This is a genomic window from Brevibacillus invocatus, assembly GCF_003710915.1.
GTDB classification, from domain to species: domain Bacteria; phylum Bacillota; class Bacilli; order Brevibacillales; family Brevibacillaceae; genus Brevibacillus; species Brevibacillus invocatus.
Genome location: NZ_RHHR01000019.1, coordinates 12,800 through 30,581 on the forward strand (window position 1 = coordinate 12,800; position 17,782 = coordinate 30,581).

General features: G+C 48.0%; 17 protein-coding genes. 2 read left to right on the forward strand and 15 right to left on the reverse strand.

What is annotated here, in order from left to right:
• Positions 1–10: 10 nt before the first annotated feature.
• Positions 11–3,130, reverse strand: a complete 3,120-nt coding sequence (locus EDM52_RS12375) for an efflux RND transporter permease subunit (protein WP_122909297.1) — start codon at positions 3,128–3,130, stop codon at positions 11–13.
• Between the two features lie 319 nt (positions 3,131–3,449).
• Here EDM52_RS12375 and EDM52_RS12380 point away from each other — a divergent pair, with 319 nt between their 5' ends.
• Together EDM52_RS12380 and EDM52_RS12385 are read left to right on the forward strand one after the other, a co-directional pair.
• The gene (locus tag EDM52_RS12380; protein WP_122909397.1) at positions 3,450–4,664 is read left to right on the forward strand and encodes a sensor histidine kinase; all 1,215 of its coding nucleotides are present in this window, start codon (positions 3,450–3,452) and stop codon (positions 4,662–4,664) included.
• Positions 4,661–5,344: a response regulator gene (locus EDM52_RS12385; RefSeq protein WP_122909298.1), complete on the forward strand. Its 684-nt coding sequence runs from the start codon at positions 4,661–4,663 to the stop codon at positions 5,342–5,344. The genes EDM52_RS12380 and EDM52_RS12385 overlap by 4 nt, the downstream gene beginning before the upstream one ends.
• A gap of 36 nt (positions 5,345–5,380) precedes the next feature.
• Here EDM52_RS12385 and EDM52_RS12390 read toward each other — a convergent pair whose 3' ends face one another.
• The 14 genes from EDM52_RS12390 to EDM52_RS12450 form a co-directional block, all read right to left on the reverse strand.
• On the reverse strand, positions 5,381–6,907 hold the full coding sequence (locus EDM52_RS12390; RefSeq protein ID WP_183185044.1) for a two-component system sensor histidine kinase NtrB: 1,527 nt from the start codon (positions 6,905–6,907) through the stop codon (positions 5,381–5,383).
• Between the two features lie 161 nt (positions 6,908–7,068).
• Entirely contained in the window at positions 7,069–8,829 is a 1,761-nt protein-coding gene (locus EDM52_RS12395) for an aromatic amino acid hydroxylase (RefSeq protein ID WP_122909300.1), read from the reverse strand.
• Between the two features lie 114 nt (positions 8,830–8,943).
• Positions 8,944–9,234, reverse strand: coding sequence for an antibiotic biosynthesis monooxygenase family protein (locus EDM52_RS12400; protein ID WP_122909301.1), 291 nt, complete (start codon positions 9,232–9,234; stop codon positions 8,944–8,946).
• 178 nt (positions 9,235–9,412) lie between these two features.
• Complete coding sequence (locus tag EDM52_RS12405) at positions 9,413–10,324, reverse strand: hypothetical protein (protein ID WP_122909302.1); 912 nt, start codon at positions 10,322–10,324, stop codon at positions 9,413–9,415.
• 81 nt (positions 10,325–10,405) lie between these two features.
• Positions 10,406–11,068, reverse strand: coding sequence for a thiamine phosphate synthase (thiE, locus tag EDM52_RS12410; RefSeq protein WP_122909303.1), 663 nt, complete (start codon positions 11,066–11,068; stop codon positions 10,406–10,408).
• Complete coding sequence (locus EDM52_RS12415; protein WP_122909304.1) at positions 11,065–11,697, reverse strand: thiamine phosphate synthase; 633 nt, start codon at positions 11,695–11,697, stop codon at positions 11,065–11,067. Before EDM52_RS12415 ends, thiE begins: the two co-directional genes overlap by 4 nt.
• The gene (locus tag EDM52_RS12420) at positions 11,678–12,037 is read right to left on the reverse strand and encodes a hypothetical protein (RefSeq protein WP_122909305.1); all 360 of its coding nucleotides are present in this window, start codon (positions 12,035–12,037) and stop codon (positions 11,678–11,680) included. The genes EDM52_RS12415 and EDM52_RS12420 overlap by 20 nt, the downstream gene beginning before the upstream one ends.
• A gap of 148 nt (positions 12,038–12,185) precedes the next feature.
• On the reverse strand, positions 12,186–13,124 hold the full coding sequence (locus EDM52_RS12425; protein ID WP_122909306.1) for a phosphotransferase: 939 nt from the start codon (positions 13,122–13,124) through the stop codon (positions 12,186–12,188).
• Positions 13,125–13,248: 124 nt separating this feature from the next.
• Positions 13,249–13,380: a hypothetical protein gene (locus EDM52_RS25445; protein WP_276330114.1), complete on the reverse strand. Its 132-nt coding sequence runs from the start codon at positions 13,378–13,380 to the stop codon at positions 13,249–13,251.
• 62 nt (positions 13,381–13,442) lie between these two features.
• Complete coding sequence (locus EDM52_RS12430; protein WP_122909307.1) at positions 13,443–13,868, reverse strand: DUF3054 domain-containing protein; 426 nt, start codon at positions 13,866–13,868, stop codon at positions 13,443–13,445.
• A 78-nt stretch (positions 13,869–13,946) separates the two neighbouring features.
• Entirely contained in the window at positions 13,947–14,540 is a 594-nt protein-coding gene (locus EDM52_RS12435) for a GNAT family N-acetyltransferase (protein WP_122909308.1), read from the reverse strand.
• A 109-nt stretch (positions 14,541–14,649) separates the two neighbouring features.
• Positions 14,650–16,176 (reverse strand): tripartite tricarboxylate transporter permease, encoded by a 1,527-nt coding sequence (locus EDM52_RS12440; RefSeq protein WP_122909309.1) that lies wholly within the window; start codon positions 16,174–16,176, stop codon positions 14,650–14,652.
• Between the two features lie 12 nt (positions 16,177–16,188).
• Positions 16,189–16,656 (reverse strand): tripartite tricarboxylate transporter TctB family protein, encoded by a 468-nt coding sequence (locus EDM52_RS12445; protein ID WP_122909310.1) that lies wholly within the window; start codon positions 16,654–16,656, stop codon positions 16,189–16,191.
• Positions 16,657–16,713: 57 nt separating this feature from the next.
• On the reverse strand, positions 16,714–17,769 hold the full coding sequence (locus EDM52_RS12450; RefSeq protein WP_122909311.1) for a tripartite tricarboxylate transporter substrate binding protein: 1,056 nt from the start codon (positions 17,767–17,769) through the stop codon (positions 16,714–16,716).
• Positions 17,770–17,782 lie beyond the last annotated feature (13 nt).

The window sequence follows — 17,782 nt, forward strand, 5'->3', positions numbered from 1 at the left end:
CGAGCACGCCTTACGATTCAATAGCCGGAACGATTTTCTTTTGTTTCTTTTTCAGACGTTTTTCCTTGCGTTTTCTGCCGATGTCATGGAACCACGAAGCGACTACAGGTACCAAAACGAGTGTAATCAGTGTAGAGAAGCTAAGACCAAAAATAACCGCGATAGCCATTGGTGCTTGCGTCTCCGTACCTGATCCACCAGCAAACGCAAGTGGTCCAATCGCCAGAATCGTAGTGAGCGTCGTCATCAAAATCGGGCGCAAACGGATCGGACCAGCGTGCAGGATGGCTTCGTTCATCTCCCATCCTTTCGCTCTCAGCTGATTCACGTAGTCAATCAAAACAATCGCGTTGTTCACAACCAGACCAATCAGCAGGATGTAACCGATAAAGACGGATACGCTGATCGCCGTGCCTGTTACGAGCAATCCGATCAAAACACCCGTGATCGTCGGTGGAACCGAGAACATGATGATGAATGGACTGTACAACGATTCAAACTGGGCTGCCATTACCATGTACAAGAGTACTACGGAAAGCAACACCGCGAGTCCGAGACTAGCAAATGACTCAGCCATGTCCTCGCTTTGTCCGCCAAAGTCCAGCTTGTAGCCGTCTGGCAGATTCAAATTTGACAATTTCGCTTGAATTTCAGTGCTGACTGAATTCAAATCGCGTCCAGCCAGATCACTCGTAATGTTTACTTGACGAGTCAGGTTGGTACGATTAATGGCCATTGGAATATCCACTTTGCTGATGGTCGCCACAGACGACAGCGCAACCTGAGCGCCAGTCGGTGTTGAAATTCGCAAATTGTTCAAGTAGTTGATATCTTCCTGGTACTCCTCAGGGAGTTTCAGTTTTACGTCAATTTCATCGTCGCCGGTACGGTATTTCGTTACCGTTTGACCTTGGAAGGTAGTGCGAACACTTGACAGGATCTGACCGGTAGTCAGGCCGTATATGCTCGCCTTTTCAGCATCCACTTTTACTTCAAACTCTTGCAAGGACGACTCCAGACTAGTTGCGACGTTCGCCGTACCTGGTACCGTTTCGATCTCGCCTTTGATGATCGCACTGATATCCCGAAGAACTTCGAGGTCATCACCGGAGAGATTTACCTGGATCGGTGAGCCTGTGGACATCCCTTGACTAGCACTTACGGTAATCTCTGGTCCTGGAATGGATTTCAGCTTCTCACGCAAATCCATCGCGATATCATTGGAAGAACGCTGTCTTTCAGTCACATCCACCAGAATCAAGGTGACGCTACCCATATGGGACGACAAGGTACTTGCCAGTGGCGACCCGCTGCTACCAACTGATGTAGAAACAATATCCTTTTCAGGGATCGTGTTCACGATCTCCTCTACTTGTTTGGTGACTTTCTCCGTTTCAGCAAGGACTGTACCATTTGGCATCTTGATCGACACATTGACTTGACCTTCATCCATTGCCGGGATAAACTCGGCGCCAATCATAGGCGTCAATGCAAGGGAGGAAATCATCAGGATGACGGAAGCCGCCATAACGGTTTTACGTTTGCGAAGAGACCACTTCAGCAGTCGGTGATACGCTCTTTCCAGCTTTTTGAAACCAATATTGAACCAGATGACCGGGTTGATGCCCCGATAGTTTTCGTGATCCCCATGATTCGGGATCTTCTTCAAAATTCGTGAACTTAGCATCGGTACCAGCAAAAGCGAGAATACCAATGCCGCAATATGAGAATACACGACTGTCAAAGCTAGCGGTCCGAATAATTCGGCAGCGATCCCTTCCGTCAGCGCGATCGGCAAGAATACACAAATTTGCGCCAAGGCAGAGGCCATAACCGCAGTACCTACCTCTTTGGAACCCTCTAAGGCTGCTGCCATCATTCCTTTGCCTTCTTCGCGTTTCCGGAAAATATTTTCCAGCATTACGACGGCAAAGTCAATGAGTGATCCTAGACCTAATGTCAGACCGGACAAGGAAATCAAATTGATCGTCTGCCCCGTCATATACATCAAGAGGAATGTCGCCACGATGGAGACAGGAAGCACGATGACTGCAACCAGCATCGACTGCAAGCTGCCCAGGAAGAAGAACAGGAGAATCATCCCGATTCCGCCTCCGAGCAAAGCATGCTCTGCTGTTGTGAAGATCGAATCTTTAATATAGGTGGAATTATCCATGGTCATGACAACTTCCATATTTTCTGGCAAATCTGCTTTGATCTTCTCCATCTCAGCTTTTACTTGATCAGCTACTTCGATCGTGTTACCACCAGATGCCTTGATGATGGAAATGCCCAAGCTAGGCTTGCCATTCACATAGCTGATCTGGGAAACAGGTTCACGTGTGTCGCTGACCTGCGCAATGTCACTGAGACGGATAGAACCGCCATTTCCCACAGAGATAGGAGTCATCGCAATTTGTTCGACATTCAAAAATTCACCTTGTACGCGAATGCTCATTTTTTCATCGCCTTCACGTACAGAACCCGCTGACCCGGACAGGTTTCCGACACTCAAGGCTTGGGAAATCTGATCCAGACTGAGTCCATAGGCTGATAATTTGGCAGGATCTACAACCACATCGACGACTCTGCTTTGTCCGCCGCTGATCGATGCGGATGCTACGCCGTCAATACGTTCTAAACGGGATTGAATAAGATCCTCAGACAAATCCTTCAGTCGGTTTACATCTTCATCACCTGTTACTGCAAAGGTGATAATCGGCATGCTGTTTGGATCAATCCGCAATACACGTGGAGCGCGTGCGGAATCAGGAAGTGCTCCACGCACCTGGTCCACCTTTTCCCGCATGTCCAGTGTTGCCATATCCAGATCGGTTCCCCAGTTGAACATCAGAATGACCTGGGATGCTCCTTCAATGGACACCGATTGAATACTATCCAGATTGGACACGGTACCAAGCGCATTCTCAATCGGCTTGGTTACCAGTTTTTCTACCTCACTCGGGGATGCACCGTCTACAGATGTTACTACGACGGCAACCGGAAAATTAAGCTCCGGCATCAAGTCGATCGCCAAGCGGGGTAGTGAAACGAAGCCAAAAATCATCATGGCCACCGTCAGCATGATCATCAGGACGGGGCGTTTAATCGATAACTCAGACACATTCACAACCACTCACCTCTTCCAATCAGCTTGTTGCTTATACTCCTTGTTGCTTGTAATGAAAATGTTCCGCGCCCTGTTCGAGGAAATGTCTGACAGCAGCATCTGCCAAAACATCCCTTGCCAAGACCCGTAACCACAAAATCCCCCCATCAGTACATAAAAAGCTCATGATCCTATTCCATTCTAACGATGAAGACACGTGGTGAAATCTATCACATGGCTGTATATTTGTGAAAGGTATCTATCTAGAGATAGACGACACCTCATGCTAGAATGAAACTGAGTGTATAATTACAGCCAGAGAAAGAAGGAACTCTCTTTGCTGAATGGGATCAAATCCACATTGCAAAAACGAATACTGGTCATTTGGTTTACAGTCTTGATCGTATTGGCTTTGCTTCCCAATTCTTTCATCCGGGAAACTCCGCTCCAATTCTCTATTACGATCATCTTGTTTGTAAGTTACATTTTTTTGTTTTGGATTCCAAAAAACAACTGGAAACCCTATTGGATTGAGTTTAGCGCAGTCCTCATCGGTATCGCTTCCCTTTTAAAAGGAATTCTGGTTGGAGGCGAAGGATACGGTCTGATGATTCCATTGGCCGTCTTTATCGGTCACAATATTGGCGGTAAACGCTCCCTCGTTTACGCTACGCTGTTCGGGATATGTACTACCTTGCTGCTTTTATTCGACCAAAACTTAGCTTTGGTGCATATATCTCCGTTTGCCTTGACCTATATCGGATGCTATGTTGGATCGAGAGGCTACAGGATCCAGAATGAAGCCTATGAAACGAATCAGCGCCATTTTGCTGAATTACAGAAAGCACATGCAGAACTGCAAGAAGCGCACCAACAGCTTCAGGACGCAGCTATTGACACGATGCAGGTAGCAGTGCTTGAAGAACGTACTCGTATTGCCCGAGATATTCATGATGCCTTGGGCCACAGCCTGACTTCCTTGATCGTTCAATTACATGCATTGAAATACATGCTGCAGGATGGCCCTCCACATGCACAAGAAGCCGTTCAAAACATGCTGGGAGTAGCGAAGCAAAGCTTGGAGGAAATTCGATCCTCCGTGCATACACTGGCCAGTGACAGCACATGGCTAGGATTAATGCCGCTGCGTGCGCTCGTATCACAGGTTGAAAAGCATACCGGCTTAAAGATGGAAATTGTTTCAGATGATTTGGACAACATGCCATTGACTCAAGAAATCACCATCACGCTGTACCGAATCCTGCAAGAAGCCATCACCAACACACTCCGTCACTCAAATGCCACCAACATGCAGGTCTATGTGGAAGAACAAGATGGCGCTATCCACCTGAGCATTCAGGACAACGGCTCGATAACGAATAAAAGCCAAATCAAGCCGGGTTTCGGACTGAATGGAATGCAAGAAAGAATTGAAGCATTAAATGGCACACTTACCTATTTTATCCGTGAAACCCATGGTTTTCAAATGAATGTGAGCATTCCGATCAAAAAATATGAAAATAAACCTGTTAAGAAAGGAGAGAATCATGGATGAGCGATTCAAAAACCCAACATAGGATACGTGTCGCCTTGGTGGATGACCAAACCATGATTCGGCAGAGTTTGGGTTACGTCATCCAGATGCAATCGGACATGGAAGTCATTGGCGAAGCATCTGATGGAGAAGAAGCTGTCGAGCTCATCTCCTCGATCACTCCTGATGTCGTCTTAATGGATGTCCAGATGCCCAAGAAATCAGGTATCCAAGCGACAAAGGAAATCGTGATGAAGCATCCTGAGATAAAGGTATTGATACTTACAACCTTTGATAATCACAATTATGTCGTGGAAGGAATCCGTGCTGGGGCGGTTGGCTATATGTTAAAAGACGCTGACTCGCAGGAAATGCTCGACTTGATCCGTCGTGCTTATCAAGGTGAGGCCCTTTTCCATACGGTCACGGCTGCAAAGGCGTTGGCAGAAGTCCTGCACACGCAATTCAGCCAACCTGAACCGCCAACCGACAAGCCCCTCCTGTTAGACGATTTGACAGAACGTGAGCTGGATGTCCTACAGCAAATCGCGTATGGGTTTCGCAATGATCAAATTGCACAGAATCTGTTCATATCAGAAGGAACAGTCAAAACCCATGTTCACCGCATTTTGCATAAGATGGGGGTGGAGGATCGCACCCAGGCTGTGGCGAAAGCGCTTCGACATCGATTGGTCAAATAAACAAAAAAAGACGGTATAAGCCGTCTTTTTTCTTATTCATTGCACGACAAAAGGCAACCTTACTTCAAAGCGGGCACCACCCAGTCTCGGGGAATTGTCCGCATAAATAGAGCCGCCATGATCCGCGATGATGCGTTGGGTCGTCGATAAACCGAGACCGGTCCCTTCTGGCTTCGTCGTATAAAATGGAACAAACAGGTTTTTCCTGTTGTCTTCCGTCAATCCGGGTCCGTCATCCTCAATCAAGAAGACAATATCCTTTGCCGTGGCAGTCACTTTTACCTGAACTAGTTTTCCCTTCGTATGTATAGCTTCGAAAGCATTTTTTAAAATGTTGAGAAAAGCTTGCTTGATACGCGCTCGATGACCGTGTACGAACCATTCTCCAGTCTCTAGCTGCAATTCCAGATTTATTCCCCTGCGATTGGCTTCCGGCTCCAACAGACGTACCACACCTAAAAGCTCGTCCATGACCGGGAACGGCTCCAGCACAATATTTTCATCTCGATAACGGGCCAAAACCAAAACATCGTTCAACAAACCGTCTATTCGTTCCACTTCCATCAGAATAACGGAGTAAAACGAATCCCGATGCTCGTGGTCAGCCTGCTCTCTCAGGAGCTGGATGAAGCCTTTGATCGAAGTGAGAGGATTGCGAATTTCATGAGCCATCCCTGCTGCCAGCTGGCCTACTGCGGCCAATGCTTCCCGCTTGGTCATCTCTTCTTCGTATCGCTTCGTCTCTGTAATATTCCGCAAAACAGCAATCGCTCCGCACACTTCACCCTGGTCATAGATCGGGCTCGTGCTGACAGTCATCCAACGGCCTTCATAGTCAAACATGTAGTAACCGTTTTCTCCCTTTTCAATCACCCATTGGAGGTAACGAACACTGACATCGGAAGCAAACGCCTCATCCATGTGTCGACCAATAAGCCCTTCCCTCTTGATGTTGATCATTTTGGCATAATGTTCATTGACTTCTCGAATGATCAAATTCCGGTCGATCATCAATACACCCGTATCACTCGATTGCAAGACGTATTGAACCAATCCTTTTTCGACCATTTCCGAAAAATCGTCCACGTCAGGAGCTTGACAAGAGGTCTCATAGGTTGCTGTTCCGCTTTCCTCTTGGATTGTTTGATAGGTCTTAACAGCATGATAGATGAGGTCGTCGACCAGCTTGAACAAGGAGAACTGAATTTCGTAAAAATGGGAGGACTCCCCTCCTTTTGCCACATAAGCCATCGACTGGCACTGTATCCGTTCGATGATGACTTCCCGACAAGTACGCAATGGCTCAATAAGATACAGAACGGGAGAACCTTTCAATCCACAGCCATGGGCGCTTGCCAGAATTTTATTTTCGATCGCACTCTGCTCGTCTGTTTCCAGCGTTTCAATCAAACCTGTGATAAGTTCGTGAAGCATGGTCTGAATTCGTTCTTGCCCCTCCTGAATCCAGGTAGAGAAAGGGGGAAGATGGGACAACAACATAACTGTCTTGGCCTCCATTTCAGAGGCCTGATTCATGAGATCCAAACAGATTTGCTTTTTCAATGCCCCTGTCTCCTTTTTCATGCAATAACGTTCCTATAGCGATAAACATTCCAATAAACATCCGTCAATTATCTGTATATTTATTATTGCTTGAAAATTAGGTCAGTGTAAAGTGGCGTGATCGATCCTACTGGACAAAATCACGCCTTACCGATACCTACTTATGGGATTAAAGCGAGGCCATTCTCAATAAGCTGTGCATCCTGCTCATCCTTCGCTTTCCGTTCTTCGAGCTCTGCCAGCAATTGATCCCGTTCTTCCGGAAGTATCTGTTTCGTGGTAAGAATCTCCAAAAGCTCCAGCCGGATCAGCCAATCATCCTGGTAATCCTTCTGGACTTCAGATAGGATTGGCTTGATTCGAGAGCTCGCTGTGTCGGCATCAGGGTTTTGTTCCCGGATGTCCCTCACTTCCTGGTAAATAGCCTGCTGCCTTAATTCCTGTAGTGTGTATTCCTGGCGCTTGGCAACCACTTCGGAGGGCTTATGTGTTCCTGTAGAAAAGGCTTCGCGATCTGCGGCACCTGCAAAGACAGATATTATTTTCTCCCCAACCGCCATATCATACGTACCCCAGGCTGCTTGGAATAAGGTCTCACCTTGATACGTAACCGTGCACTGATCAAATCCTATCAAAACGACACGGTCCTCTTCACGAAGAATATACTTGACAACACCCTTGACTTCCACACCAGACTGGAACAACAAGGTTGCCGGATTGCCAACTGTTATGCCTGCAGCAGACAATTGTTCGTCAGAGAAGTCTTCAAGAGGTGTCGGATCAATTGCAAGCAAGCCTATCGGAGAGCCGAACCCTTCAGCGTGATAGTCCTTGCCGTGACCAATGAGCTCTTTGTCTTTCGTAGCGAGAGCCGTTGGTCCCGTTGTTTGCAAGTAGACGGCTTCCCCTTTGTCATCCATTTTCAGACCGGTAAGAATTCCGCTCACCTGTAGACCCGAGCTGTATACACTTGTGGATGTTTGCGGCATCTTGCTTGCTTTGATCAAACTCTCGGTTCCGCCTAACGACAATGCCATTCTCTTGGAAAATTCTCTTACCGCCTCGATCAGCTGATCGAAGTCCTTGCACACAAAAAGCTGGGGCTGTGGCTTGGTGATGTCATAATCCGTCTCAATGCATGCTTGGAGACTGAACGGAATTTTTTTGACATCGTCCTTCAGGCAGCTCATGCTTTCCCCTACGGATGAGAGCAAGCCAGCACCATAAATAAGCGGACGATCCAGATCACCGATCAGTCCATATTCGACCGTCCACCAGTAAAGTCGGGAGAGTTCATTTGCTTCCGATATTTCCGTCACGGCGGCAGCTTTTCTGTCCAGATCTTCTTCTGCTGCCTGGATCTCTTCTGCTGTCGAGCCTGGATCTTCTTTGACAATCGAGAGTAAGCGAATGGCTTCATACAGTTCATAATCCTCGCGCGAAGACAGGGCACGAGAGCCAATTTCACCGAATTCCTTAAGATACATTCGGTATTTTTCATCCTCGATGATGGGGGCATGACCCGCTGCCTCATGAATGATGTCTGGAGCCGGTGTGTAAGCGATATGATCGTATTGACGAATGTCGCACGCGATTGGGAGCAATTGATGCGCCTGAAAATCAAAAAAAGCAACAGCAGGAATAAACCCGTTGATCGTCACAGCACCCCAACCAATCTTGGACAAAGATTTGTTCATCTCGCTAATGTCGGGAATATGCTCTACACTGATTCCTGATGTCGTCAATCCGTACAAGTATGCAACATGAGCAGTCTTGCCCAAAAAATTGCTGTTTTGCCTCATCACATAGCGCCAGACGGCATGATCAACGGGCGTATAACGATCGTAATCCTGTTCGACAACAAACTCTTTTAGATGAGTAGGAACATTCACAAGTGAAAAATGTTCTTCCGAGCTGTTCATGCAACCATTGCCCCCTTCAAAAGTAAGGATGAAATGTAAGCGCTTTCCATTCTCTTACTATCATATCACGGACAAGGATCATTTGTGTAAAAAAATGTTTATTGTTCAAACAAATTATGCTTGTGCTTTCACGATGTAATTTCGCAGATCAGACTTGACCGGGCTATTCGGATTAGTACCCGTATGTGCCCGTTTGAATGCATCACTCTCTGTCCAGTTGCGGAAATCCTGTTCGCTGTTCCATTTCGTGAACACGATGTATTCATCTCCCTTAGCAGGAGCAAGGAACAGGAATTCGAGAAAGCCTGGAACGTCTTTCATGCGTTCTCCACCTTGTGCGAAAGCCCGTTCGAGATGAGATTGATAATCTGCAGGTACTGTCAATCGGTTCATAGATACGTACATGTGCTACACGTCCTTTTTTCTGTGAAAAACGTCCCCTCTCATCGAGGAAATGAAACATCTAGACGTTTTTCATAAATTTGATGTGACCGCTTGCGGCCAAAAAAACGGTCGTGACCGTTTTATGTATTTACCAGTCTAGTATACCCTATAGCCCCCCAAAAACAAAAAGCCGCCGACGTTACGTATCACGTCTGCGGTTTGCTTGTTGCTCCAGCATAATATCAAGCAGCAAAATATCCTGCAAAGGCTCTTTGGGATCGGTCGTAAGCAGGGCAGATACGGCCGCCATTGCAGAGCGTACAGCATGATAGGAGTAAAAAGCATCCCTCTCGGCTTCACTAAACAAGCTGAGGTCCGATCTTTCTTGAACAGGGTACGGAAAGTCCGTTTCCACTCCTGCACGATCCAGCACAATCAACGCTTGCTTGATCGCGACGAGTGCGGCGCTCACACTGATGCCATATTCGACTCGGAGTTCATCCCATACTTGAAAAGCAGAACGCTCTACTCTTTCCTGGTTGGGTCTTGTGATGATTCCGGATTTTCGTCCTTCTTTCAGAAGCCAATCCACGTATATGTCATGTCTTGGCGGATAGGCATAAACTTGAAGCTTCATTTCCAGATCAGTCGGATGATCCTTGGCAAACCGCGCATGTGACAAATCCATCTCATACCGTCTAGATGGATGTCCGGGCACAGTAACAAAGACTGTATCTTGCCGAATGGCTGCAATCTGAAGCTTGGTTCGCGCTGGAATTCTGCCTTGAGGAGCCTTTTCCCGGCGAATGTTCCCCGGAATCAGTTCTGACCCAAACTGATGGTACTCCAGAGGAGAGTCAATCCACGGTATCGGTTCCCGATTCAGTACCTCGTACAAACCGTTGAAAGTCACCCATTCATTAGGACGGCGCTGGCTGCGGATCAGAACAGTATGTCTTTCCTCTTCCGGCGGCACCTCTGTTTCCAGATCGTTTGCCTTTGGGTGTAATCGCTTATGCTCAATCAAGGAGCTATCGTTTATAGACAGACGTTCCAGCAGCTCTCGCTTGCTGACCCACTCATATCCAATCCGATAAATCCGATTTTTCATGGTCTCCACCACCTTTTGTACCCCGATGTATTGATCCCGCGCACTTTTACCGTACCATATGTATGATCGGCCTTGACCGTGCTAGATAGTCCGTACAATCCGCGCCAGCGAAAGGGCAGCTTCACTTGGGGATTCAGCTCTGCTGATCGCACTGATGACGGCAACACCATCTGCACCCGCTTGAATGACCTGGCTGGCATTTTCGAGTGTGATTCCCCCGATTCCAACAATGGGCAGCTGTGGCCCTACAGCCTGGCGGATTTGGCGCAAACCTTCAGGACCAATCGGTTCTCCTGCATCTGCCTTGGACGCAGTGGCATACATCGCACCCACACCGATGCAATCTGCTCCTCCGTCTCTGGCGCGTAAAGCCTCTTCCACAGTCCCTGCCGAAATGCCCACGTACATGCGCTCTCCAACAGCAGACCGCACGTTTTCCAAAGCCATGTCATCCTGTCCAACATGAACGCCATCTGCTTGTAGGCGAACAGCCAGTTCCACGTCATCATTGACGATAAACAATGTGTCATGTTGCTTGCACAAGCTCTGCAGTTCCAATCCGAGCTGATAGCGCTCCTCTTGTGATAATTGGCTTCCTTTATCACGGAGCTGCAGCGTTCCCACTCCCCCGCGCAACGCTTCCGCAACAATATCACAGGTTCGCTCTACGGAATATCCGCAATCCTGTGTCCCTACGACAAAATAAACGCCCATTTTCTGGCGAAGCAGCTCACGATCTCTCATGCTTTGTTCTCCTCCCAGCGATCCAATGCTTGTCGATATGCTTGCGTAGCCTTTTTCACATCATCTGCTGCCGTAATGCCGGACATCACGGCAATTCCTGCGCATCCCGCCCTTAGAACTTCTGCTGTATTTTCTGGCGTGATACCGCCAATCGCCATCACAGGAACCTGGATAGTCGATGTAATACGCTGCAATTCCTCGGTACCGCGTGGCTGAATGCCAGGCTTGGATCCACTTGCATAGACATGTCCGTACAGCATGTAGTCGACACCTTGCGTATGCGCTTCCTGCGCTTCTGCATAGGAATGCACCGACCTGCCCACCCATTGGTCTTCGTACAGAACCATTCTCGCTTCTTGGGGGGACAAGCTGTGATAAGCGAGATGGGCACCTCGGCAATGAGCTGCTGCGGCCACATCTACGCGATCATTGACGATCAGACAGCTTCCCGGGATCGTCTGCACTAATGCAAGTACGAGGTCCATACATTCCCGGGCAGTTCGTTGCTTTTCCCGGATATGAAAAAAGTTCATCCCGCCTGCAAAAGCCGATTCTGCCAGGCGAAGCAGTTCATCCAAAGACTGTCGTCCGCTGGATATCACATGCAGCTCAGGGGATCGGTGCAGCATGACTTCCACCTTCCCCAGACAGGGCTGCCAAACATTCTTGCAGCCACTTCACGGTCCGCTCCTCTTGTTCAGGGGCATGGGCCAGCGTCTCCACAATCAATCTCCGCAGAAAAAAGGCTTGTGGCAGTGTCAAAGGAAACGTGATGGATCGAGGTTTTTGCTCTTGTTTTTCCAGGGTGTCCACACCCGCCAGCAAGATATTCGCAATCGACTCAATGAGTTCCTGAATGGATTCATTCTGCTTTAGTTCGTCATAGCACCCGTCAAACAAACGGCATAAAAGTAAAAACGCCTGTGACGACAAAGTCACCGGCTGTATGTCCTGCATGGGTTCCGGCATAAACTTCCCTCCACATTCATTCAAAAACAAAGCTTATTATACCATTTTTAAGGGAGATGAGGGTATTGCAACTTCGCAATAGACAAAGTAGGTGTCAGCTCAGCGATCGGAAGGATGAAAAACCTTTATGAAGCTTATCTCGGCAGGATCACATTCTTATGAGTTTCAACTCTTCCTTTAAGTAGTTCATTGTTACTTCCCGTTCCCTCTCCTCTTGTTCATCATACATGAGCTGCTCGATAAACTCCCATATATCTTCTAGCTTTCTTTTTTCTTGATAAAATTGCAAGGCCTCCGGATGTATCGAATAGTTTGGATGCTTTTGTCGATACATTTCTAGAAAATCATTAAAAAATGGTTTGTCTACAAGGAATATCATATCCGCTTCCACAGGCGCTAATTTCATCCCTTCCCAATCAATCAGTATGACATGTCGGGATTGCATCAAATTCCAAGAGTGCAAATCTGTATGACAAAGTGCCATTCTTAGGTCAGCAGACTGTAAATGTTGCGCTAGTCTTTCAACCCTTATTATCTTTTCTTTTATAGGCGCAACTGTTGTACGTAGCAGCTGCCACACGTCGCTCGGAGCATGATGCTCGCTGCTCAAAATATGCCAAAGCGGCTCTAAAAACGGCACGTCAAAGTCTTCTTTAATCGCATCCGTATCAATAGGAATGTCTTCTCCATACGCATGAAGTTCTGAAATAATCTGAGCAAACTGCTTTACCTGGTGTGAGGTTAATGTCTGATCTCCGATTGTATCTCCCTCGATAAAATCGAACAACATGTAAATATTCATTTCGTCTTCGCATGTATATGCCTGGTTGTTCGTTAGAATCGGTACAGAAATTTTTTCATTTAATGAGCTGTTTTCCTTTAGCCACAGCAGAACGGGTACATAGTGATTCATATTTGCCGTCAATTTTGGTGTGGATGCTCGGTGTTTTTCGTATGCCTTTAAAAAGTAATCAATCTTTCCGTCATGTACTTTGTACGCAAGCGAGGCCCATCCGCCTTTTTGCTGCTCCAGTTCTCGGATGTCTATCGCATAATGGGTTCTAACTGTATGTATGATGGAATCCATCAACAAACACTCCTCCCCTGTATATTTGTTCATCTGATGATGATCTCATTCCATACATGTGGCTGTAAAGGAAAGTAAACAAAAAGCGGCTGCCGATTATCTCGACAGCCTGCCCGCTGAGTGATTACTGGTTCTTTCCGGTCCCTTCGTTGCGATCGTTGTGATGCGATTGGCGAAGGTTTGTATTCTTGTCATTTTCGTCTAATGTTTTCCCACGGTTCTTCCCCAGGTCCTTGCTGTTGTTATTCTTGCCCATCTGCGTACACCTCCCTTGCTTTAAGTATCAAAGGATAGCGTAACCAGTTGTCCTCTCTTTACTCATTTGATCGGCCTCGTCTCCATTCGACGAAAGCGTCCTCTCATGGAATAAATGATGGCGTAAGGGACTCTCCAGCCCAATAAAAAAGCCAGCGTGATCAGATAGGTGACTTGGGAAAAAATCCAGGTCATTGGAGCATCCAGCCAAATGGAGCGGAGTATCAGACCAATCGGTGCAGCCAAAGTCCAAGTCAGCACCGTGGAGAGGAGCAGTCTCCAGCCATTCCCGTATGTCTTCCTTCCATAGCTGCGAAACACAAACGCAGCGATCAGCCAACCGATCAAAAACGGCATTAATGTTTCCAAAATACCGAGGAAATTAGCAGGCAGTTGGTGAAGCAGCTTCCCATAGTAGATAAACAGCCAAAACGCGACCAGATCCCCGACCAGCAATACATAGCCTGCCGGCGAAATTCGCAGTCTCATGTGCACCCTCTTTTCTAGCGGAGGCTTTCATTTTCTCTATTGTACACATGCAGCGTGTTTCCCTACAATCCAAGTCACTCATGATTCACCAAACAGATACATTTGCAATTTCTCCTCCACCCCAGACCATTCACGATCCAGGATGCTAAACATCACCGTATCACGGACATATCCGTCTTGTACGATCATGTGGCTGCGCAAAATTCCTTCTTTTACCCCGCCGATACGGGCAATCGCTCGCTGAGAGTTGTGATTGCGCAGATCTGTCTTCAATTGAACCCGAATACACCCCAATGCCTCGAAGCAATGCTTCAGAAGCAGAAACTTGCATTCCGTATTCACCGCTGTTTTCCACACGGATGGAGTCAACCAGGTATGACCGATCTCCAACCCTTTGTCCCTGACTGAAATGGCCATGAGGCGCGTGCTGCCAATGATTTTTTCGTCTCTCTTGTCGATGATCACAAAAGGCAACTCCGTACCTTTTGCCTCATTGTCTATCGCCGTACTGATAAAGGCGACGGCATCTTGGAACGATTCCATTTTTTTGGACATATAGGTCCAGATGGACACATGTCGTCCAGCCTCCCATATCCCTTCTGCATGGCCTTGACGCAATGGCTCCAGACGTACCCGTTTTCCTTCCAAAATGACTGGTGTGATTTGCAGCATACCCATTCTCCTTAAATTCGGTGTACTGCCTGATCTTCTCGGCAGAACAGTAGCCCGAAATTTTTTAAAGGTTAATGGGGAGAGCTGAATCTGTCAAGCTATCATTTCATTATGCTTCCTCATTGATCACCACCTGTTTTCCTCGCCATTTCAAAATCAGTGGAATGATCAGCCAAAGCAGGGCGCATGCCAAAAAAATAAGCGATAGCGGTTTCGTCAAGAAGATCATGAAATCTCCGTTGGAGGTCGTTAAAGCTCTGCGCATGTTATTCTCAATCATCGGGCCAAGGACCAGGCCAAGGACGAGGGGTGCCAGTGGAAAGTCATTTTTGCTCAGGTAATAGCCAAGTATCCCGCATAGGACAAGCAAGACGAGATCAAAGGTGGTGATTTGGACCGCGTACACACCAAACACGGAGATGGCAATGATCAACGGAATCAGAAAATGCGGCGGTGTCTCAATGATTTTTGCAAACACTTTAACCAAGGGCATGTTGAGGACAAGTAGCATGACATTTCCGATAAACATACTGGCAATCAGACCCCACGCAACCTGTGGATGATCCGAAAACAGCAATGGCCCCGGCTGAACATTGTACATGAGGAGTGCACCCATCAAGATCGCCGTTGTACCCGATCCCGGAATCCCGAGCGTCAGCAGCGGTACCATGGCTCCACCCGAAGCTGCGTTGTTGGAGGATTCGGGTCCTGCTACCCCTTCAATCGCACCTTTACCGAACCGATCCGGGGTTTTGCTCCATTTCTTTTCCAATATATAGGAGAAAAAAGATGCCAATGTGGCACCAGCGCCCGGCAGCAAACCCACAAAAAAACCAAGGATCGAACCGCGCGCAATCGGTGCCGCACTTTGTTTCAGATCCTGGGCAGTTGGCAAAATTCGCCCAACCTTGATCACCGGTGTTGAGGAGTTGTCATTTTCCATGATGCTTTTGAACACTTCACCCAGGGCAAACAAACCGACAGCGATCGTCAGAAACTCCAGGCCCTGGTACAAATTCGGAATCTCGTAGGTAAAGCGTGCAACTCCTGATACGTTGTCGATTCCAATCGTGGCCAGGAGAAGACCGGTTACTGTCATGATCAGTGCTTTGGTCATCGACTTGCCGCCCAGTCCGCTAACCGCACAGAGCCCGAGAAGCATAAGCGAAAAGTATTCAGCTGGTCCGAATTGCAAAGCGAGATCGGATAGGGGCTGAGCTAGAAATACGAGCGCAACCAGTGCAAACAAGCCCGCGATAAAGGAACCAATCGCCGCGATGGAAAGCGCTGCGCCTGCCCGTCCTTGCTTGGCCATCTGATACCCGTCCAAGGTCGTTACGACAGAAGAAGATTCCCCTGGTGTATTTAATAAAATCGAGGTGGTCGATCCTCCATACATCGCGCCATAGTACACACCCGCCAAAAGGATCAACGCACTTGCCGCTGCGTGCTCCGGCTCAAGGCCACTGGTCAACGAAGCCGTCACGGGCATCAGCAAGGCGACACCGCTCATCGGACCAATTCCGGGCAGAACGCCTACTGCTGTACCAATCAACACGCCGATAAATGCGTAAATCACATTATGCCATTGTAACGCAATCAAAAAACCGTCAGCCAAGTATTGAATGGCACTCATCTCATTTCCTCCTTACATGCCTGACCAGACAGGAAAACCTGGCAAGGTTCCTTTTAGCAAGTTGACGTACACGTAATAGACACCTACGGAAAAGCACAAAGAGACTAAGGTCGTCTTCAGGTAGCTCTTGCTCCCCATAACCTGGAAGGAGATGAATAAAAAGAGAAATGTCGTGAGGATATAGCCGATCGGTTCCAGTAAAAACACATAGAGAAATGTAGCTGCCAACATAATAAAAAATCGTTTGTACTGAAGCTGTGCCACGTTCCCGGAGGCGCTATCCCCTGCCGTTTTTCTGCTGGACTCCCAAAACAGGCGCAAGCTGAGCAGGATCAGAATCAATCCCAAACCCAGCGGAAACATGTTTGGCCCCACTTCACTCCCGTAAGCGCTTGTAGAAATATTGCGGCTTTCTACCACAAACAAAGCGCCTACCAACGCAAAGCAAATGCTGCTGTATCGGTCAAATGTCCGGTTCACCGTACGGACCCTCCTTTGGTTGAAAAAGGAGAGGGAGTTCCCCTCTCCTTTCGCTCCTTATTTCGACATCCCCAGCGATGTGAGCAGCTCGGTTACCAATTTGTCCTGCTCGTTCAGGAACTTCGTGAAATCTTCTGAACCTCTGTACTCACTTGCCCAGCCATTCGCTTCCAGCTCTTTTTTCCAAGCATCGCTCTCGGAAAGCTCCTTCAGCTTGCCCTCCCAGTACGCCTTGGCATCTGCCGGCATATCTGGCGGGCCAAACACTCCGCGCCAAATATTAAAGGTTGCATCGATTCCTTGTTCTTTTAACGTAGGGACGTCTTTCAGTTCTCCACCGAGTCTTTCCTCAGACGTTACACCCAGCACCCGAATTTTTCCTGCCTTGAGGTATTCGGTGACACCGGAAGCATCCGTAGCAATCATGTCAGCATTATTGCCCAAGAGTGCTGCAATAGCCTCTCCGCCGCCGTCATAGGAGACGTACTTGACCTTTTTCGGATCGATTCCGTATTTCGCGGCTGGCAAGACACTGATCAGATGGTCCATCGATCCAGGTGCGGATCCGCCCGCCAACGTGATTTTGCTCGGATCTGCTTTGATGGCTTCAAGCAAGCTCTTCAGATCCTGATAAGGTGAATCCGCCCGAACGACTACAGCACCAAAATCTTTTGTCATTTGCGCCAGTGGAGTGACATCTTTATACCCATACGGACTGTTTCCTTCTTTTTTGTTGTGGTTGATCAAAATGGGCGGTGAATTGACGAAGAGACGATACGCATTGCCTTTGTCCTTGCTCACATACTCTGCCATGAAGACGACACCGCCGCCGCCTGGCTTGTTCTCAACGGTTATGGCTTGCTCCACCAATTTGCTTTCATTCAACACTTTTCCGAGCGACCGAGCGGTTTTATCCCAACCTCCGCCGGCTCCTGACGGTGCTACCATGATGATGGGCTTCTCCGGATATTTGGATACTGGCTGCTCGGCCGTGGTACCCGTAGAACCTCCGGTGGTTCCACTGCCCGTGTTTGTATTCCCGCCACCCCCACAGGCGACCAGTGCCAGCGTAAGGATGCCGGACACGGCTAGAAGCAGATTTCTCTTTTTCAAAGTAATTCCCCCT